This is a genomic window from Kribbella jiaozuonensis (assembly GCF_005233875.1).
Taxonomy (GTDB): Bacteria; Actinomycetota; Actinomycetes; order Propionibacteriales; family Kribbellaceae; genus Kribbella; species Kribbella jiaozuonensis.
Window position 1 is genome coordinate 482,031 of sequence record NZ_SZPZ01000004.1, and the last position, 19,140, is coordinate 501,170.

At 68.6% G+C, this 19,140-nt stretch carries 16 protein-coding genes, 1 pseudogene and 1 riboswitch; of the genes and pseudogenes, 8 read left to right on the forward strand and 9 right to left on the reverse strand.

Going from position 1 to position 19,140, the window contains the following annotated elements; genetic code table 11:
• Positions 1-133: 133 nt before the first annotated feature.
• The 3 genes from FDA38_RS28425 (at position 134) to FDA38_RS28435 (ending at position 4,753) form a co-directional block, all read left to right on the forward strand.
• Entirely contained in the window at positions 134-1,084 is a 951-nt protein-coding gene (locus tag FDA38_RS28425; protein WP_137257199.1) for an alpha/beta hydrolase, read from the forward strand.
• 197 nt (positions 1,085-1,281) lie between these two features.
• Positions 1,282-1,926, forward strand: coding sequence for a sigma-70 family RNA polymerase sigma factor (locus FDA38_RS28430; protein ID WP_170989904.1), 645 nt, complete (start codon positions 1,282-1,284; stop codon positions 1,924-1,926).
• Between the two features lie 55 nt (positions 1,927-1,981).
• Complete coding sequence (locus FDA38_RS28435; RefSeq protein ID WP_202877873.1) at positions 1,982-4,753, forward strand: helix-turn-helix transcriptional regulator; 2,772 nt, start codon at positions 1,982-1,984, stop codon at positions 4,751-4,753.
• Here FDA38_RS28435 and FDA38_RS28440 read toward each other — a convergent pair.
• From FDA38_RS28440 to FDA38_RS42400, 3 genes are read right to left on the reverse strand one after another with little or no spacing between them, the layout of a single operon-like run.
• On the reverse strand, positions 4,750-5,652 hold the full coding sequence (locus FDA38_RS28440) for a GTP-binding protein LepA (RefSeq protein ID WP_233714973.1): 903 nt from the start codon (positions 5,650-5,652) through the stop codon (positions 4,750-4,752). The two genes, FDA38_RS28435 and FDA38_RS28440, sit on opposite strands and share 4 nt — an antisense overlap.
• A 9-nt stretch (positions 5,653-5,661) precedes the next feature.
• The gene (locus FDA38_RS28445) at positions 5,662-6,495 is read right to left on the reverse strand and encodes an alpha/beta fold hydrolase (RefSeq protein ID WP_137257201.1); all 834 of its coding nucleotides are present in this window, start codon (positions 6,493-6,495) and stop codon (positions 5,662-5,664) included.
• A 52-nt stretch (positions 6,496-6,547) separates the two neighbouring features.
• On the reverse strand, positions 6,548-7,627 hold the full coding sequence (locus tag FDA38_RS42400; RefSeq protein ID WP_170989905.1) for an ABC transporter permease family protein: 1,080 nt from the start codon (positions 7,625-7,627) through the stop codon (positions 6,548-6,550).
• 75 nt (positions 7,628-7,702) lie between these two features.
• Between FDA38_RS42400 and FDA38_RS28455 the strand changes: the two genes are divergently transcribed.
• On the forward strand, positions 7,703-8,302 hold the full coding sequence (locus FDA38_RS28455; RefSeq protein ID WP_170989906.1) for a TetR/AcrR family transcriptional regulator: 600 nt from the start codon (positions 7,703-7,705) through the stop codon (positions 8,300-8,302).
• Here the strand turns inward: FDA38_RS28455 and FDA38_RS28460 are convergent.
• From FDA38_RS28460 to FDA38_RS28470, 3 genes are read right to left on the reverse strand one after another with little or no spacing between them, the layout of a single operon-like run.
• A complete protein-coding gene (locus tag FDA38_RS28460) occupies positions 8,291-8,974 on the reverse strand; it encodes a (2Fe-2S)-binding protein (RefSeq protein WP_137257203.1) in 684 nt (227 codons plus the stop codon). The genes FDA38_RS28455 and FDA38_RS28460 overlap by 12 nt on opposite strands.
• Positions 8,971-9,828, reverse strand: coding sequence for a CbtA family protein (locus tag FDA38_RS28465; RefSeq protein ID WP_137257204.1), 858 nt, complete (start codon positions 9,826-9,828; stop codon positions 8,971-8,973). The genes FDA38_RS28460 and FDA38_RS28465 overlap by 4 nt, the downstream gene beginning before the upstream one ends.
• 19 nt (positions 9,829-9,847) lie before the next feature.
• Positions 9,848-10,063 (reverse strand): CbtB domain-containing protein, encoded by a 216-nt coding sequence (locus FDA38_RS28470; protein WP_233714974.1) that lies wholly within the window; start codon positions 10,061-10,063, stop codon positions 9,848-9,850.
• Between the two features lie 39 nt (positions 10,064-10,102).
• Positions 10,103-10,223, reverse strand: a riboswitch (cobalamin riboswitch).
• A 176-nt stretch (positions 10,224-10,399) separates the two neighbouring features.
• Between FDA38_RS28470 and FDA38_RS28475 the strand changes: the two are divergent.
• The 3 genes and pseudogenes from FDA38_RS28475 to FDA38_RS28485 all read left to right on the forward strand — a co-directional run.
• Positions 10,400-10,540: pseudogene (locus FDA38_RS28475) on the forward strand (methonine synthase); the annotation flags it as partial.
• A gap of 89 nt (positions 10,541-10,629) precedes the next feature.
• A complete protein-coding gene (locus tag FDA38_RS28480) occupies positions 10,630-12,885 on the forward strand; it encodes a CehA/McbA family metallohydrolase (RefSeq protein ID WP_137257205.1) in 2,256 nt (751 codons plus the stop codon).
• A gap of 28 nt (positions 12,886-12,913) precedes the next feature.
• Positions 12,914-13,303: a hypothetical protein gene (locus FDA38_RS28485; protein WP_137257206.1), complete on the forward strand. Its 390-nt coding sequence runs from the start codon at positions 12,914-12,916 to the stop codon at positions 13,301-13,303.
• Here FDA38_RS28485 and FDA38_RS28490 read toward each other — a convergent pair.
• Positions 13,297-14,307, reverse strand: a complete 1,011-nt coding sequence (locus FDA38_RS28490) for a hypothetical protein (protein ID WP_202877875.1) — start codon at positions 14,305-14,307, stop codon at positions 13,297-13,299. The genes FDA38_RS28485 and FDA38_RS28490 overlap by 7 nt on opposite strands.
• Before the next feature lie 90 nt (positions 14,308-14,397).
• Entirely contained in the window at positions 14,398-15,279 is an 882-nt protein-coding gene (locus FDA38_RS28495; protein ID WP_137257207.1) for an alpha/beta hydrolase, read from the reverse strand.
• 110 nt (positions 15,280-15,389) lie between these two features.
• Here FDA38_RS28495 and FDA38_RS28500 point away from each other — a divergent pair, with 110 nt between their 5' ends.
• Complete coding sequence (locus FDA38_RS28500) at positions 15,390-16,160, forward strand: isocitrate lyase/PEP mutase family protein (protein WP_137257208.1); 771 nt, start codon at positions 15,390-15,392, stop codon at positions 16,158-16,160.
• Here FDA38_RS28500 and FDA38_RS28505 read toward each other — a convergent pair.
• Positions 16,157-18,925, reverse strand: coding sequence for an AAA family ATPase (locus FDA38_RS28505; RefSeq protein WP_137257209.1), 2,769 nt, complete (start codon positions 18,923-18,925; stop codon positions 16,157-16,159). The genes FDA38_RS28500 and FDA38_RS28505 overlap by 4 nt on opposite strands.
• Positions 18,926-19,140 lie beyond the last annotated feature (215 nt).

A 19,140-nucleotide genomic window follows, 5' to 3' on the forward strand; every position in this document is an offset into this window, starting at 1 on the left:
GCTCCCCTATCTGCTTCACAACCTATGACCGCAGAAGTGCGACCGGTGTGACGTGATGTCACGAACTGCGCCGCTACCCGGACTTCGAAGCAGGCGACCCGTTGGCGCCCAGACACCGGAAGGACGCATCTCCATGAGCAAGCATTTCCTCGAGCCGGCGGCCCAGGAGTTCGCAGACGCAACGGCGAAGCCGCCGTTCCTGTACGAGCTCGGACCGGCCGGCGCCCGCAAGGTCCTCGACGACGTCCAGGCGGCCCCGATCGCCAAACTCGACGTCAGCGAGAAGTGGATCACCGTCCCGGCCGAGGTCGGCGACGTCCAGGTCCGGATCGTCAAACCCGTCGACGCGACCGGCTCGCTGCCGACCGTGCTGTACATGCACGGCGGCGGCTGGGTGCTGGGCAACGCCGGCACCCATGACCGGCTCGTGCGCGAACTGGCGGTCGGCGCGAACGCGGCCATCGTCTTCGTGGAGTACGACCGGTCGCCCGAGGCGCAGTACCCGGTCGCGATCGAGCAGGGCTACGCGACCGCGCAGTGGATCACGCAACACGGAGCGACCGAGGGCCTGGACGCATCACGGCTTGCAGTCGCGGGCGATTCCGTCGGCGGGAACATGACGACCGTGCTGACGCTGATGGCCAAGGAGCGGGGCGACGTCACGTTCGTCCACCAGTCGATGTACTACCCGGTCACCGATGCCGGACAGGACACGGACAGCTACCTCGAGTTCGCCGACGGCCCGTTCCTCAGCGCCAAGGGAATGGCGTGGTTCTGGGACTGCTACCTGCCGGACGAGTCCAAGCGCTCGGAGATCACCGCGTCTCCGCTGCGGGCGACGACGGAGCAACTGTCCGGGCTGCCGGAGGCATTCCTGATCGTCGACGAGAACGACGTACTCCGGGACGAGGGCGAGGCGTACGGACGCAAGCTGCTCGAGGCCGGCGTACGGACGACCTTCGTCCGCTACAACGGCATCCTGCACGACTTCATGATGGTGAACCCGCTGCGTGAAACCGCCGCCACCACGGGTGCCGTCGAGCAGGCGATCCACATCCTCCGCAAAGCGCTCGGCACCAACTGAACCGACCCTTCGATGCCGCGTCACCGTCCCGGGTGACGCGGCATCCGCACGTTGCAGAGGGCAACCACGTGGTGGGCCCCACGCATACGTGGTGTTCGCGACTACGTAGCTGCCCACGTCCTTCAGCGGCGCGACCACGGAGCCTCCGGCCGGATCGTGGATCCAAGCGCACGACGAGCCGGAGAGGAGCCGGAACCGTGAACGCCACAGTGTCGGAGCAGCGGTATGACGGAGACAGCGGCGACCTGGACGAGGCGGTCGCAACCTTTCTGGAAGTCCGTCCGCGACTGCTGGCGATCGCGTACCGCTTCCTCTCCAGCGCGAGCGACGCCGAGGACCTGGTGCAGGAGACCTGGCTGCGCTGGCAGCGCACGGACCGTACGGTCGTCGAGAATCCGCAGGCACTCCTGGCGACGATGACCACACGGCTCGCGATCAACGTCTGCCAGTCCGCCCGGCGTCGCCACGAGACCCCGATGACGTCTGCGGCGGCCGAGCGCATCGACGACGGCGAGGACCCGGCGACCACAGCCGAGCAGAGCGACGCCGTCGAACACGCAGTACTCCTGGTCCTTCAGAGCCTGTCCCCCAGGGAACGTGCGGCGTTCGTACTTCGTGAGGCTTTCGACTACTCGTACGGACAGGTCGCGGAGTTCCTCCACCTCGGTACGGCGAACAGCAGGCAGCTGGTCTGCCGGGCGCGGCGACGGATCGCGACCGACAAGCCGACGATCGTCAGCACAGAGTCACACCAGCACTTCGTGCACGCGTTCCTCGACGCAGCACGAGCCGGTGATCTGACCGGATTCGAAGAGCTCCTGACCGCCGATCTGGTCGCTTGATTGCACCTGCTCATCGAGCGCGGATAGGCTCACTGACTGGGCAGTGGAAGGTCGGGTGACCGCGGTGCTTGTGGATCCGCGCCAGGTCCTTTACGGCCGGCGGAGTGAATGTTCGGAGCTGGATCAGCAGATCGCAGCGCTGCGCGCCGGGCGAAGCGCCGTCCTGGTTCTTCGCGGCGATGCCGGTATCGGCAAGACCGCGCTGCTGGACTACGTTGCGTCGCATGCGATCGACTGCCGGATCGTACGAGCCGCGGGAGTCGAGTCCGAGATGGAGCTGGCGTTCGGCGGGCTGCATCAGCTCTGCTCGCCGTTCCTGGATCGAGCCGATGAGCTTCCGGAACCGCAGCGTGACGCGCTGCGGACGGCCTTCGGCCTGAGCTCCGGTACGCCGCCGGACCGCTTCCTCGTCGGCCTCGCCGTGCTCAGCCTGCTCGCCGCCGTCGCCGAGGAGAAGCCGCTCCTCTGCCTCGTCGATGACGCGCAATGGCTGGATCGAGCCTCCGCACAGACCATTGCCTTCGTCGCCCGGCGTCTGCTCGCGGAACAGGTCGGGCTGTTCTTCGGTACCCGCGGAACGGACGAGAACGACCTCTCCGGACTGCGCGAGCTCCCGATCCTCGGACTGAACGACCGCGACGCGCGAGCCCTGCTGGATTCGGTCACGCCGGGACGCGTCGACGAGCAGGTCCGCGACCAGATCGTCGCAGAGACGCACGGCAATCCGCTGGCCATCCTGGAGTTGCCGCGCGGTCTCACCACCGGCGAGATCCCGGCCGGCTTCGGCGACCAGGACCGCGGGTCGCTCGCGAGCCAGCTCGAGGAAGGCTTCCTGCGCCGGCTCGAGTCGCTCCCCGAAATGACTCAGCGCCTGCTCCTCATCGCCGCCGCCGAGCCCGTCGGCGACGTGATGTTGCTGTGGCGTGCAGCCGAGGGATCAGGCATCGGTCTCCTCGCGGCCGCGTCACCCGCTGAGGCGGCCGGGCTGATCACCATCGGCGCTCGCGTCCGGTTCCGCCATCCGCTCGTCCGGTCGGCCGTGTACTACCGCGCTCCGCTGACGAACCGCCGGAAGGCACACCAAGCACTGGCCGACGCGACCGACCCACGTTCCGATCCCGACCGTCGCGCCTGGCATCTCGCGCATGCGGCGGTCGGTCCCGATGAGGACGTCGCCGCGGAGTTGGAGCAGTCCGCCGACCGGGCCCAGGCCCGTGGTGGGATCGCGGCGGCGGCAGCCTTCCTGGCACGGGCCGCCGAGCTGACTCCGGATCCGGATCGCCGCGGTGCAAGGGCGTTCGCGGCGGCGCAAGCGAAGTACCAAGCCGGTGCGTTCGACACCGCGCTCGAGTTGCTGGACGCGGCCGAACGCAGCCGTCTCGGTGAGCTCGAGCTGGCACATTCCGAGCTGCTGCGCGGACGGATCTCGTTCGCCTCCAGGAGTCCCAGCGCGGCGCTGCCGCTGCTGCTCGACGCGGCGAAACGTCTCGAGCCGGTCGACGTGAGGGTTGCCCACGAGACCTATCGCGACGCGATGTACGCGGCTCTGACCGCCGGCCGGATAGAGAGCGGTGGGGTCGAAGACATCGCCGAGGCCGTACTGATCACGCCGCCCACGCCGGCTCCGGGGCGCACCGACCTGCTGTTGAACGGTGTCGCCGCGGTGGTCGCCCGTGGGTACTCCGCCGGCGTACCGCTGTTGAAGCAGGCACTGGTCGCCTTCGAGAACGAGAGCATCACTCCGCGGGAAGGGCTGGGCTGGTTGCCGCTCGCCTCCCGGATGGCGCACGACGCCTGGGAGTTCGACAGCTGGAGCGTTCTGTCGGCCCGCTTGGTCGACTTCGCCCGCGAGGCCGGAGCGCTCTCCGTGCTTCCGTCGGCGCTGCTGCTGCGGCTGTCGAACCGCGTGTTCGCGGGCGACATCGCCGGCGCGGATTCGCTGGCCGCCGAAGCGATGACGATCGGCGCGGCGACGGGCAGCCGGTTCCTTGCGCAGTACGGCGCTCTCGTCATCGAGCCCTGGCGTGGTCGGGAGGCGGCGACCCGGGGCGCGATCGAGGCCGTCACGCAGGCGAGAGCTCTGCGCGGCGAAGGCAAAGTGCTGACGGCAACCCAATGGGCGGCCGCCGTTCTGTACAACGGCCTGGGACGCTTCGAGGAGGCGTACGCCGCGGCCGAGAAGGGCTGTGAGCATCCGCAGGAGCTGGGGCTGTCGACCTGGTCGTTGCTCGAGCTGATCGAGGCCGCCGTACGCACCGACCGCCGAGCGAGCGCGACCGACGCGATCCAGCGGCTGATCGAGTTGACCCAGCCCAGCGGTACGGCGTGGGCGCTGGGCACGTTGGCTTGTATGCGTGCCGTGGTGACGGACGGGGTCGCCGCCGAACCGTCGTACCAGGAGGCGATCGACCGCCTCGACCAGACCGAGGTCCGGGTGATGCGCGCACGCGCCCGGCTCTTGTACGGCGAATGGCTGTCCAACCGAAACCGGCCCGTCGATGCGCGGGTGCAACTGGACGCCGCCCACGAGCTGTTCAACCGGATGGGAGCCGAGGCCTTCGCGCAACGGGCCGGCCTCGCGTTAGACGGCGTCGGCGGGCGGGTCCGGGCGACCCGCGTCGAATCCCTGCCGGCGCTGACCCCACAAGAAGCGCAGATCGCCCAACTGGCCGCCTCCGGGATGACCAATCCGGAGATCGGCGCCGAGCTCTTCCTCAGCCCGCACACGATCGACTGGCACCTGCGGACGGTGTTCCAGAAGCTCGGGATCAACTCCCGCCGCGAGATCCGCACGGTGTTGCCACCAAGTACGACGAACTCGGCCTAGCCGATCCGGCCGCGAGCCTTGCTCAGCTCGATCGCTTCCTGCAGGGCAGCGAGGATGTAGCCGGGGACCTTCATCCCCTGGTGCTGTGCCCAGAGCAGCTCCCGCTCGACCAGGCTCACCTGCCGTACGACCTCCTCGAGATCCCGGTCGAAGTGGAGTGCCCGCGCGACGTCACCGAAGGCTGCGCGCTGGCGGCGATTGTTGACGCCGACGAGCTCGAACGACCGCCGGCGCAGGATCCGCGCCAGGTGGAGCTGCCAGTCGCTGAGTCCTTCGTCCCGGACCAGCGACTCGGCAGACATGCGGTAGAACGCGAAGTGGCCCGGCTCCTGCCGCCTGATCGGTACGACGACCGTGGACGCGATCGCGTGCTCCCCCATCGTCCGCAGACCGTCCACCAGCCGCGAGTACGCGATCACCGCGGACCGCTCGGTGGCCGCGCCGGTCAGGTAGTAGAGCAGGCGGATCACGCCGAGCATGCCGGGCAGATGGGAGAGCAGCCCGGCCAGCCGGATCGGGACGCCGACCCGCGACAGCTCGGTCGGCGCCGGCGTCATCCCGATCCGGTGCTGGACGGCGTCGAGCAGTACGCCGTGCTGCAGCTCCTGCGGCGACCAGACGTCCTCGTAGAAGAACTTGTCGGTTTCCGTTGCGTCAGGCATCAATGCCCGTAGCTCCAGCACGTTCCGCTCGACCTCGAACTCGACCCGGGTCAGGTAGTTGAACACAGCGCCGAAGCGACGCCGTACGCCAGTGGGGTCCTTGATCGTCAGGTCGGCCGAATCCAGCAGCAACGGCGGATGCTCGGCGGCGAACGCCTCGACGAACTGGCGGAGCCCGATCCGCGACGAGCGTCTGCGGATCGGGCTCCGGGTCGACTCGGCAGTCAACTTGGTCACAGTTCTCACCTAGCGGGCGGCCTGCTCGATGACGCGCGTGGTCGTCTTGGGGTCGCTCATCAGGCCGAGGTGGCCTTCGTCGAACTCCGTGACCTTCGAGCCGGCCCGCTTGGCCATCGCCCGCTGGACGCTCGGCGGGATGATCTTGTCGCCGGTGCCGATCAGGTACCAGGACGGGATCGTCTTCCAGGCCGGCGTACCGGACTTGTCGGCCAGGCCGCCGAACGCACCCGGTCGCTGGGTCGCGTAGACCATCGCCTTCTCCTCGGCGTTCAAGCCGGTCGCGAACGACGTGAACACGGTCGACCGCTTCAGGTAGAGGTCAGTGGTCGGCGTCGGCGGACCGGCCGGTACGAAGTCGAACACCTGCGTCGGATCCGGGTTCGACAGCGCGGAGTCGGCTCCTGCGGCCTGGAGCGCCGTCTCGCCCTCGTCGAGCGCGAACGCGTTGACGTAGACGAGCGCCTTGATGTTCGGCAGGCCGGTGGCCGCGTTGGTGATGACGGCACCGCCGTACGAGTGACCGACGAGGACGACCGGGCCTGACAACGTCTGGAGGAACGCCCGCACCGAGGCGGCGTCGCCCGGGAGCGAACGCAACGGGTTCGGGATCGCCCGCACTGTGTACCCGTCGTCCTGCAGCCGGTCGATGACGCTCGCCCAGCTCGACGCGTCCGCCCACGCACCGTGCACCAGCACGATGGTCGGCCTCGGCGCGTGCCCGCTCTGGGCCGCGTCGGCGCTCAGCGAGGGAGTCAGGCTCGCGATGACGACTGGTATCGCGAGCATCGCCACGAGCCGCGTTCGCGCCCGTGAGGCTGCACTGGAGATGAGACTGCTCATGAATCTGTCCTGTTCCGTACGAAGGACGACTCCGATGTCGCCCCACTCGCCTCTAGGTCCGGACACCGCTCTCGGCTGTGACATCGCTCATCGCCTCGTAGAACGGGCTCTCCGCGAGGAGGTCGTTGCTGTGCCGGGCATTGTGACGGTGCGCCACTCGGCGATGACCTTCGAAGATCGCGGCGATACCGACGACGCTCCAGACGCCGAGTACGACGGCGTGCTGCGCCGCGCCGTGTCCATCGAAGTACGCCGAGCTGCGGAGCAGATTCGCACCGGCGCCCGGCGGCATCAGCTGCCCCAACTGGCCGATCACGGACGGCATCAGCTCAGGCGCCGATGTCACTCCGGCGAACGGGTTGCCGACGAAGATCATCAGGATGGCGCCGACCGCGACACCACCCGGTCCGAGCAGCGCGGCCATGCCGGCGACAAAGCTGCTGATCGCGAACAGCATCAGCGACAGCGAGGCCCAGGTGCCGATCCGGTTCCCCGGTAAGGCGCCGATGTAGTCCTGCGCCACCAGATGCACACTCGCGCCGGCCAGGCACGAGACCACGGCCAGAGCGACGATCTCTCTGAGCGCCGGCCTGAAGCCGACCAGGACGGCGACCATCACGGCGAGGATGACTCCGCCGAGAACCAGCGGTGTCATCGCGGCGGCGAAGGTCGAGCCGCGCGGATCCTCGCTCGACGTCGGAACCACGTCCTGAACCACCGAAGCCGTCGGGCGGCTGGTCGACGACAGCTGCCCGGCCATCGCCCCCGCGGCCGAGGTCAGCAACTGGGCGACGGCCGGGCTGGCCGCGCTTGCGGTCAGAAAGGTGATGTGACGGCTGCTCACCTCGAAAGCGCCGTAGACCTCGCGGTGCGCGATGGCCGACCGCGCCTCGGCGTCGCTGGCGTAGAGATGCAGGTCGAAGGCGCCCGGCTGCGTGCTGGTCAGGCCTTCGGCCGCCTTCTGTGCGGCCACTCCGGTGCCCACCACACCGACCGGCAGGCTGCGGGCCTCGGTCCGGGATGCCGGCCAGGTGAAGGCGAGCACCGCGAGCCCGACGATCAGCGGGGCGACCACCGACAGGATCAGCAGCTGGCGCCACGGCGGGTGGTGAACGAGCGGATTCTTGGGCACTTCTGCGCCTTTCGGATTGTGTTAGATGCTCTCACTAAACGACAACGATCGTTCTCTTTCGACTATACTCTGCTCATGCCGAGGACTTCCGAGAGGTATCGCGACGCCAGGCGGGAGTACATCCTCGACGCCGCCCGCCGCGCCTTCGCGCGCAACGGGTTCCACGCCACCTCCATGCAGGACCTGTTCGCCGAGGCGGGCCTGTCCTCCGGTGCCGTCTACCGGTACTTCGCCGGCAAGGACGAGGTGGTGGTCGCGATCGTCGAGGACAACATGCGGCAGATCGGCGCGATGCTCCGTGCCGTCACGGCGGAACGCGCCGACGGATCGTTCGGCGCTGCGCTCGCTGCGGCGGTCGAAACCATCCAGGAGAAACACCGGGAGAACGGGCTGGCCGGGATCGGCGTACAGGCCTGGACCGAGGCGCTGCGCGATCCCCGGATCGGGGCGGCGTTCGAGGAGCTGCTCACCGGGCTGCGGTCCGAGCTGGCTGGGGTCGTTGCGCAGTACCAGCGGACCGAGGCGTTGCCGGCCGGTCCGTCCGCGGAATCATTGGCGACCGTGACGATCGCGATTCTGGTCGGCTACATCCAGCAGCTCGCGCTGCTCGGCCCCGAAGCCGTGGCGGATACCCCGGACGCGCTCAGAGCGCTGTGGCCGGCTTCAGCCGGATAGGACGCAGTCGCCGCAGAGGGCACCCTGATGGTCGGGGGCGGCTCGGTAGATGAGGCAGCAGCTGCGGCGGCGGAAGGTGCCGTTCGTGGTGTGGGTGTCGCGCAGGGATGGGTGCGCGAGGAGGTGGGCGGCCGTTTCTTTGGCTCGGACTGCCAGCTCGGGTGCCGCATTGGTGAGGGCGACGAAGGTGCCGTTGATAGCCGAGGCCACATTGCCCCGGAGGATGTGGTCGGACACGGCGAACGGTTGGGTCGCCTGGTGGAGCGCTGCGATCGGGCCTTCGAAGAGCTCGATCGTCAGGTCGCGTGAGGTGCTCGGCGGAGCTAGCGACAGCGGGAAGGCTCCACCCAGGACCGGTTGCCAGTGGATGCTTTCGAGGTCGAGGGGCGGGACCCCGTCGCCCAGGACCGACGTGGCGAAGGCGGGTGAGATGAGGCGCGCGACCATGCCCAGGTGGGTGATCGACGCGGCGACCCGGACCTCGACGGCTTCGGGGTCCTGACCGCCCGCGGCGGCGAGATAGGCGCGGGTGGTCATCACCCGGTCCTCGAGTACGGCGGGATCGTCGAGCAGCTCCGACATGATTCGCCAGGGTGCGACTGCCGCCGTACCCGAGGGGTGTTGCTCGTGCGCGAAGAACGGGCCGAGGGCAACGACCTGCTCGTACGTCATGCGTTGCGGACCGGCTCCGCCTGCTCGGTGCGGGCCGTGCGCGGCTGGAGCAGGCGCTCCGCGAGCGGACCGAAGATCAGGCCGATGGCACTCCACAGCAGCACCTGGGCGGCAACGGAGTACAGCCGGAACCTGTACAGCGTGTCCGCGTCGAAGCCCGGGAAGACGATGTTGCCCTTGTCATCGGTCAGCGGCAACGGTGTCTCGGTCGCGTGCCGGCCGTACTCCTCGACGTTCGCCGCCAGCTGTCCCACCGACGGCAGCACCGCCATCAGTACGCCGATGATCACGACGTACGCCGCGATCGCGAGCAGCGTCGCGTTCCAGTTGCCGAAGCGTGGCTGCAGGCGCTTGCCGAGCAGGACGGCTCCGATCAGCAGCACGATCGAGCAGGCCACCATCGCGAGGTACAGATTGCTGCGGTCGAGGATCGTGTCCTCGTGCCCGATCGCCGGCGGGTTGGCCGGGTACTTCAGGAACGGCACGAGGTAGACCCCGAGGAACCCGCCGAGCGCGACCAGCATCGCCAGGTTGCGCGGGCGCAGCTTGCCGACCCGGCCGAGGCAGATAGCGTACGCGACCGCGAACAGCGCACCCATCGCGACACCGAACAGGATGACGCCGACACCGATGCCGATGTTGGCCTGCAGGGTCCGGCTGAAGATGTCGTGGCCGCCGTGTTCGACCGGCAGCCCGGCGGCCTCGTCCAGCGCGTGCTGGGCAGCGTCGCGGCCGCTCTCGTAGTCGATGGCGGCCTGGATCTGGGGCTCGGCGAAGATCCGCGCGAAGGCGAACGCGATCAGCCCGGCCGCTGCGCCGGCGAGTGCGCCGCGCAGGATGAGTTTTCTTTCCATGTCAGTGAGTAGTCAGAGCTCAGTGACAGGGGAAGCCGAGGAAGTGGCGCGCGTCGTGCACGAACTCGTGGATGTGCGTGTCCTTGCCGAAGATCGAGTACGCGCCCTGGTCGACACCGACGAAGTAGTAGATCGCGAACGCGACGATCGCCGTACCGACCAGCCACATCACAGCCCGCGAGACCGGTACGACGACCGGCGTGGACACCGAGGTAGGAGCAGACAGATTGCTCACGAGGAGAGCCTCCTTCTAGGGGATCGTGCGTCCCTCATCCAATGGAGCGTCGTGACGGTGAAGTATCTGACTCACCGCTCGCACGAGGCGAGCGGCTCACAGTGGCGCGACCGTGCCGAAGTCTCATCGGCTTCCTTGCGCCGTCACTACGGTTGTGAGGGTACGGACGCCTTCGAGGCGCGTCAATCGCGGGTTGTCCACATCACGTACGCGATCCGTCAGCTCCGAGTGGGAACGACCGCCGTCATCAAGCGCTGGACCGCGAGGTCCGGGAAGCGACGGTCGTAGGTGCCCGGCACCTGACACAGCGCCGGAGGTGCCCGCACCGGCGACTTCTCGTACCACGACCACGTCCTCGACACCACCGTCATGCTCGGCGCCATCCCCGAGCGCCACCGGGCCGACAGTCTCGACGGGTACTTCGCGATGGCCCGCGGCACACAGGACGTCGCGCCGCTCGAGATGACCAAGACCTGATCCATCGCACGGGTGGCCGGAGAAAATGATTCCGGCCACTCGTCGTCGGGCCGTTAAGCTCGGAGGCCGGTGCACCCCGAGGAGGCCCCGTGTTCCAACCGCTGCACGCTTCTGCGACGAGAGCAGTTGAGAAACTCCGCGACATCGGTGAACCACTACCCGACGACGTTGCCGGTCAGTTGGCCAAGCTGGCCGAAGGTTCGCAGTCCTCGACCGCGGTCGAGGACCTGCTCCGTCCGTATGTTCTGGTCGATGTCCGCATCGACGAGCAAGGCCTGCCGATGAGTACGCCGGGCGCCGCCCCTCCGCGCCTGGTCCAGCACGGCTGGCGCAGCTTCCTGGTCCGGATCGAGAACCCACATCGGCTGGTCGGCGAGCTCGCCGCGCAGTCGAACCATGTGCTCGGCACCATCGACTACCACAGCCACGCCGCGCGCATCGCGATGCCGGACACGTTGACGATCGTCCCGCGGATCGAGCGCAGCCGGCTGGAGGTGAAGCTGGCCGGGCCGACCGATGTGTCCGGCGTTGACGTCGAGTACAAGGTGATCAGTCTGTACGGCCGCGACGGCGGCACCCACAAGGGCGAGCTGGCATTCGTCCTGGCCGTCGAGGAGGCCGAGCACAGCTACACCAGGCCGCCGATGGCGAAGGCGTGGCGGCGGATGGGATCGGAGATTCGGCAGTACGAGGCGTCGTACGAGTTCGACTGTCTGCCGGCGCGCGACATCCGGTTCGACATCCGCGAGCCCGACGGCAGCAGCTGCGTTGCGGCGCTCACCGTTCGCGACTCGCAACGGCGGTCGTACCCGTCGAAGGGGATGCGGCTCGCGCCGGACATGTTCTTCCATGAGCACGTTTATCGCGCGACCGGTGAGGTGATCACGCTCCCGGCCGGTCAGTACGAGATCTCCGCGCGGCGCGGACCGGAGTACCGCGAGGTGAAGGTCGAGGTGGAGCTGACGGCCGACGACGATGCGGTGACGATCGAGCTCGATCGGTGGGCCGATCCGGCGCGTCACGGCTACTACTCGGGCGACCCGCACATCCACGCCGGCGGCTGTTCGCACTACAGCGTGCCGTCCGAGGGCGTCACGCCGGAGACGATGATCCGGCATGTCCGCGGCGAAGGCCTGTGGATGGGCAGCGTGCTCACCTGGGGACCGTGCTACTACCACCAGAAGCAGTTCTTCAGCGGCCTGTCGATCAGCCCACGCGCGGAGCTGGAGTGGCCGGCCATGCAGCAGGCCCAGGGGATGAACTGGGATCCGCAGGACACCGATCATGACGGACAGAGCCTGCTGCGGTACGACCTCGAGGTGTCGGGCTTCCCGTCCAGCCACTCGGGTCACGTGATCCTGCTCGGGCTCACCGACCAGGACTATCCCGGGACGAAGATCATCGAGGACTGGCCGTCGTACAACCTGCCGGTGATGCGCTGGGGTCACGCGCAGAACGCGATGGTCGGATACGCGCACTGCGGGCTCGGTCTCTCGGTCGGCACGAGCGAGCTGCCGAACTACGTGATCCCGGAATTCCAGTCGATCGGGTCGAACGAGATCATCGTCGACGTACCGCTCGGTGCGGCCGACTTCCAGTGCGGCGCCGAGTTCGATCCGGCCGCGGAGCTGAACATCTGGTACCACCTGCTGAACGTCGGCTACCGGACGCTGATGCTCGGCGAGACCGACTACCCCTGCATCTACGACGACGGCCCCGGCGTCGGGCGCACGTACGTCCAGCTGCCCGAGCCGCCGCAAGGCCCGCAGGCCTTGGAATCATGGCTCGGTGGCTTGAAGGACCGGGCGTCGTACTTCGGCGACGGCCGGAGCCAGTCTACGACTTCGCGATCGACGGCGACACCAGCCGCGAGCAGACCGCGGACGCCGCAGGACCGGTCCGGGTCAGCGCGACCGTCGCGGCCTGGCTGCCCGAGGAAGCGCCTGCCTTGCCCGCGGCGGGTCAACCGGCGTACAGCGCTCCGGTCGGCTGGCATCTCGAACGCTCGCGGATCGGCCGGACCCGCAACGTGCTCGTCGAGGTACTGGTCAACGGTGTGCCGGTCGCGTCGCAGGAGCTGGTTGCTGACGGCAACGAGCAGGCGATCGAGTTCGACGTACCGCTGGAGCGTTCGTCCTGGGTGGCGTTGCGGATCCTGCGCAGCGTGCACACCCAGCCGATCTTCGTCGAGTTCGCAGGGCAGCCGATCCGTGCCTCCCGGCGGAGCGCGCAGTGGCTCCACGACTCGGTCGACGCACTCTGGAACGCCAAGTCCGGTTTCATCCGCGAGACCGAGCGGGCCGAGGCACGCGAGGCGTACGACGCCGCGCAGGCCACCTACCTGACCCGCCGCGACGAATCCGAGGTGGACTGATGTACGGCGAACCCGCCGGCTGCTGCGGCCCGGTCGACACCAAGGCCCCGATCTCCGTCACGATCAACCCGGAGGCGCGCGTCAACGTCGCCCGGACCGCGACCCGGGTCGCGCCCGTCGCTCCGGGGCACTGGCACCCGATCGACGTCACGATCGTCAACGACGGCTACGTCACCGGGCAGCTCGTCATCGAGAGCGACCCGGTGCCCGGCGTCGAGCTGGACCTGCCACCACACGACCTCACCGGCGAGCATCGCCAGGAAGGCGCGATCCGGGTCCGCTTCGACTCCCCTACGGTTGTCGACGTCACGCTGAACTTCCGGGCGTTGGGCGCGCTGGGCGGTCTCGCCAACCACAGTGCGCTGCATCTACTGCTTCGGAGTCAGTAGGTCTTGTAGTAGATGAGTTCGCCGGATTCACCGGCCGCCGCGCCTTCGCTGGGGATGAACAGCGTCACCACGAAGGCCGGCTGGCCGTTCGGCGCTTTGAGGTTGGTGATGGTGGGGTTGGCGAACGCCGTACTGCCGCCGTTGGTCTGGATCGTCGTCCGGTCCGCGTTGCCGGTCTGGTAGTCGTAGACGAACGTCCGCCACGAGCCGAAGTCGCCCTTGGTGTACTGGCCTTCGATCAACCCGAAGCTGTAACCCTGGAACGTGGTGTTGTCGCGGTCGCCGATGTTGCCGTTGACACCCCAGTAGAGCAAGGCGTTGTCGAAGTTCGGCTGGGCGGACGTGGACCACGAATTGAAGTTGGTGAGCGTACCGCGCTGCTGCCGGTCGCGATCGCAGTTCCACCAGTAGTGGCCGCCGAGGTCGATCGTCGAGTGATCGATGTCGGGCGACAACGTCACGCTGTAGATGTTCGGGGTGCCTTCCGCGCACGACGAGAGCCGGCGGGGTGCGTCGTACGAGCGGCTGACGTTGCCGGCCAGGAGATCCGCGCGATTGGCGAAGTACCGGAAGGCGAGGTGGTTGTTGCCGCCGCCGGGCTGTTCCTGCTCCCACGCGAGGACGAACCCGCCGTTCGAGGCCTGGATGATCGTCGGCTGCGACGCGGGGCCGGTGTTGCTGCCGGCCAGCTCGCGAACCCAATGCCAGTTGAGCAGATCCGTCGAGGTCGCGAGGTTCACCCGGAAGTGGCCGTCGCTCGCCAGGTGGTGTGAGACCGCGAGATAGCCACCGGTCGAGTCCTGGATGATCTTCACCGTGTCCATGACATGACCGGCGTCGTCCTTCACGCCGTACCGCTTGCCGGTGGCGCCGGCGACGTTCTCGACGATGCCGCGGAGCTCGGCCCGCGCGGGATCGGAGGCGGCGGTCGTCGACGCCTCCGCCGGCACAACGGCCGCGGTCAGCATCGTGGCAGCGAGCAGTACAGGAAGAATTCTCAGCATGGGCGGTGTCCCTCGTGATGGGATTGCTGCGGATCCGTCACGAGGGACGCTACGCCCACTCCGGCGTACCGGCCGGAGCTTCGGGCGTGTTCAGCTCGCCTTGGCCGGGGCGTAGCGCGTGGCGAAGTCGAGGGCGGTCTGGGCGACCTCCTGCCAGCCGTGGTCGATGGTCAGCGCGTGCCCGCGGTTCGGCATCTTCTTGATCTCGGTGACACTCGGGTTGCGCTTCTGCCGCTTGTACGACGCGTTGGCGATCGCCCACGGAACGGTGTGGTCCTTCTCGCCGTCGAGGATCAGCAACGGACCACGGTCGGGGTTCATCGTGTCGACCCGTGCCTCGGTCCGGGGGTTGATGTTGGCGCTGCCCATCTGCGCCAGCGCCATCCCGGACGCCGCCACGTGGTACGTGTCGTAGAGTTGGTGTGCCTCGTCCTCGTCGAGGGCGTTCGCCCAGGCGTACTTGAACTGGTCGAAGCTGAGCGTGATGCTCCGGCCCCGCCACTTCGGGTTCACCAGGAACGGCCCGCTCGACTTGAGCACGGACGGTGGCAGCGGCAGCACGCCGCGGAAGACGCCCGGGTCGATGGCGACCGTCGCCGCCGCGAGTCCACGGCCGGCGATCATCTGCGCCACGAGTCCGCCGGTCGAGTGCCCCATGACGACGGGCTTCTGGTCGAGCTTGCGGATCACTTCGGCGGTGTGGTCGGCGACCTGCTTCAGGGTCTTCTTCGCGAAGATCTCCGGATTCGTCCGCGCCTGTTCGACCGTTGCCGGATCGTCCGGCCAGTCCGGTGTCAGTGGCGCATACCCGGCGCGCTTGAACAACTCCGCCCAGTTGTCCCAGCTGCTCGGCAGCAGCCAGAGTCCGTGCACGAACACGACCGGCGTGGTGCCGGAGGCGTTCGCGGCCTCGATCTCCAGACTCTCTCGCTGCGAAATGCCGGATCCGCCCCGGCGATCAGTGGTGCTCATCCCCGCCTCCTCAGTATTCTCGAGTCCTGCAGTCTGTTCTGGGAACTCCTCTGGAGACGTTGACAGGGCAGACCTCCGGTTTGTGACACCACGTCGAGGCTCGAGGCGACATGACCGAACTCCAGCAGCAATGCGAGCTACTGCGCTCGCTCCATCGCCCGGGCAATCCGTTGCTCCTACCGAACGCCTGGGATGCGGCCACGGCGCGAGCTGTGGTCGCCGCCGGCTATCCGGTCGTCGCGACCACGAGTGGCGGAGTTGCTGCGTCCCTCGGGTACGAGGACCACGAGGGTGCGCCGGGCGACGAGATGCTCGCCGCGGCGGCACGGATCGTGCGGGCGGTCGACGTACCGGTGTCAGTGGATGCCGAGGGCGGCTATCGGATGGAGCCGGCCGAGATTGTCGAGGCGCTGCTGGCAGTAGGTGCTGCCGGCTGCAATCTCGAGGACACCGATCATCGCGACGGTGGGCTGCGCGACCCCGGCGTACACGCTGAGTGGCTGATCGCGATTCGCGAGGCCGCGGCGGCGCGCGACTACCCGCTCGTCATCAACGCCCGGATCGACGTGTTCATCGCACCGTTCATGGCCGGCGCCGGACCGGAGGCGTACGCAGAGCTGGTACCGGAAGCGACCGGGCGCGCGAAGGCCTACTTCGACGCGGGCGTCGACTGCGTCTACCCGATCGGTCCGTGGGAGTCGGACGGACTCGCTGCCTTCGTTTCGGAGGTCCAGGGCCCGGTGAACATCACGTGCTGGCCGCAAGGGCAGTCTCCGGCCGAGCTGGCCTCGCTGGGAGTTGCGCGGGTGAGTTGGGCGACGTTCCTGCATGTCGATGCGATGACCCGGTTCGAGGCCCAGCTGAGCACACTCCAGGACTAGGCTGACTCGAGGCGGCTGATCGGTAGGTGGCCGAGCTGGTTGCGTGAGCTGATCTCGAGCTTCGCGTACACCTTCCGCAGGTGCCATTCCACGGTGTGCCGGCTGAGGTAGAGCTCGGCGCCGATCTCCGGGTTGGACAAGCCGTCCCGCGCGAGCCGCGCGATCTGCGACTCCTGCCGGGTGAGCACGCCATGCGGTTCCTCGCCGCGTTTGCGTGCCGTCTCGCCCGACGCGGACAGCTCTCGGCGGGCGCGCTCGGAGAACGCCTGCGCGCCGATCCGGCTGAAGATGTCGTACGCCGCGCGCAGCTGCTCACGTGCGTCGACACGGCGCCCCTCCCGACGCAGCCACTCGCCGTACGACAGCCGCGCCCGGGCGAGGTAGACGACGACGCGGGTCCACTCGAGTCGCGCGATCGCCTCCTGGTAGCGAGCGTCGGCGGTCTCGCCGTCACTGAGCATCGCCTGCGACCAGGCCTGTACGCCGAGCGCCCAGTCGGTGCCGGCCGCCGTCGTCCGCTCCGTCAGGCGGTGCAGGGCGTCCGTGGCTTCGTCGTACGCGCCGGTGCGGGTGCCCGCTTCGATCAGCTCGATCAGAGCGAGGCCGTAGATGCCGATGTCGTTGTACTGGCAGGCCACCCGGGCCTCGGCCAGCGCGGCATCGTAGTGACCGGTGGCGTTGTTCAGTACGGCGGTCGCATACCCCTTGCCACTGATCCCCCGGCCCTCGCCTCGCTCGGTCACATCCGCGAGCTCGCTGTCGAAGGTCGCCATGACCGCGTCCGGATCGCCGCCGCGCCAGGCCTCGAGCATCAGCGCCGGATAGCGCACGGCAGCACCGCCGGTCGCCGCGGTGATCCCATCGCCTTCCGCGAGCAGGGTGGATGCTGCCGCGAACTCGCCGGAGTTCAGATGCACGAACGCGCGGTACCCGAGTGCCAGCGGCAGGGCGGTGAGCGCACCGGCCTCGCGGCACAACCGCACCGCCTTGGTGGACAGATCGTGCCATTTCGCGTCGTCCCACAGGTCGCCCGCAACGAGCCAGGGCAGCCAGAACCACCGCAGTACGTCGTTCTCGTCGTCACCAGTCGCCTGCAGGAATGCTTCGATCGCCTGCCGAAGGGGCTTGATCCCGGCCAGGTAGCCGTCCAGGTACAGAGTTGCCAGACCGTCGAGGAGAAGGTCCGCCGGCCTGTCCGCGCGTTGGGCGGGAGGAGCCTTCCGAACAGCGGCGGCGACCTCTCGTGGGCCGACCTCGGGATAGATCCGGCCCACGTAGACCGTGGCTCCGAGCGCATCGAGGTAGGTCTCGCGGGCCGCCACGACGTCGTACGGCGCGAGCTTCTCGGCCGCGTCGAGCAACGCCGGCGGCGCGTCGACACCACGGCGTACGGCGAAGATGATCTGTGCCCGCAGCTGGGCCAACTGCGCACGCCCGAGGCCGTCGAGCGGGGCCCCTTCGGCCATGGCCAGCAACCGCTGCGCGCCCTCCAGTGCGCCTGATCCGACCTTGGCCTCGGCCGCGGCGAGCGCGCGCCGGCCACGACGGCCCGGATCCGGGGTCAGCTCCGCCGCTCGCTGGAGGAACGCGGCGGCAGCGGCGATCCCGCCGCGAGCCCGCGCGCGTCCGGCCGAGCGCTCCAACTCGTCGGCGACGGACTCGTCCAGGCCGGGCGCCGCGTGGCCGTGATGCCAGGCACGCCGATCGGCATCGAGGTCGGCGTCGGTCGCCTCGGCCAGCGCCGCATGCACCCTCAGCCGGTCGGCCGTGGGCGCAGTCCGGTAGACCGCGGACCGCACCAACGGATGCCGGAACCGAACGTAGGCGCCGAGTTCGATCAGCCCGGCCTCCTGCGCGGGAACCCCGGCCGCGATCCTCAGCCCGAGGAGGGCTGCCGCCCGCCACAGCAACGCGACGTCACCCACCGGCTCGGCGGCTGCCGTCAGCAGGAACAGCCGCGTCTCCTCCGGGAGCGCCTCGACCTGTCGCAGGAAGTTCCGTTCGAGCTGATTCGTCAGCGGCGACGCGTTCGGAAGCTCGAATCCGCCGGCGAGCTCGGCCGGGCTCAGACCGCGCGGAAGCTCGAGCAGCGCGAGCGGATTGCCCCGCGACTCGGCGATGACGCGATCCCGCACCTGGTCGTCCAGCCGCCCGGGCCACGCCGCGTCGAGCAGCCCGCGCGCGTCCCGGTCCTTGAGCCCGCTGAGGATCACCTGCGGAAGCCCGGCCAGTTCGCGCATCTCACTGGACCGCCGTACGGCGAACACCAGCCCGACCGACTCCGCCAACAGCCGGCGGGCAACGAACGCGATGGTCAGCGCCGACGCCTCGTCCAGCCACTGCGCGTCGTCGACGACGCAGATCAGCGGCTGTTCCTCCGCGGCCTCGGACAACAGCCCGAGTACTGCGAGACCGACGGCGAACCGATCCGGAGGCGTTTCCGCCCGAAGCCCGAACGCCGTCTCGAGCGCCAGCCGCTGCGGCTCGGGCAGCCGCTCCCGCAACGGAAGCATCGGCGCACACAACTGGTGCAGCCCCGCGTAGGGAAGCTCCATCTCATACTCGACCCCGACCGCATGCGCCACCCGGCAACCGACCGCACCGTGCCGGATGTAGGCCAGCAACGCCGACTTCCCCGCACCGGGATCCCCCCGAACCACCAGCACCTGGCTCTGCCCCGACCGCACACTCTCGACCAGCCGGTCCAGCACCAAACACTCGTCCTGCCGACCCCGCAACCCGTACCGCGGATTATCAGTCGACATGAACTTGGACGCTACAGCCGCCCACCCGCCGCTGCCAACGCTGATAAGTTCGAAAAGTTCCCTCCGTTAGTTTCTTGCGCGCACGGTGGGTGGGGCGGAAAATCACCGTACGGTCGCCCTCCACGTCCGCGTGATGCCGCTGCCCCGGTTAGGAGTGACGTGAGATTTTCGTTCCGTGCTGTCCCTGCTCTTGCCATCGGTGGGCTTGTCGCCGC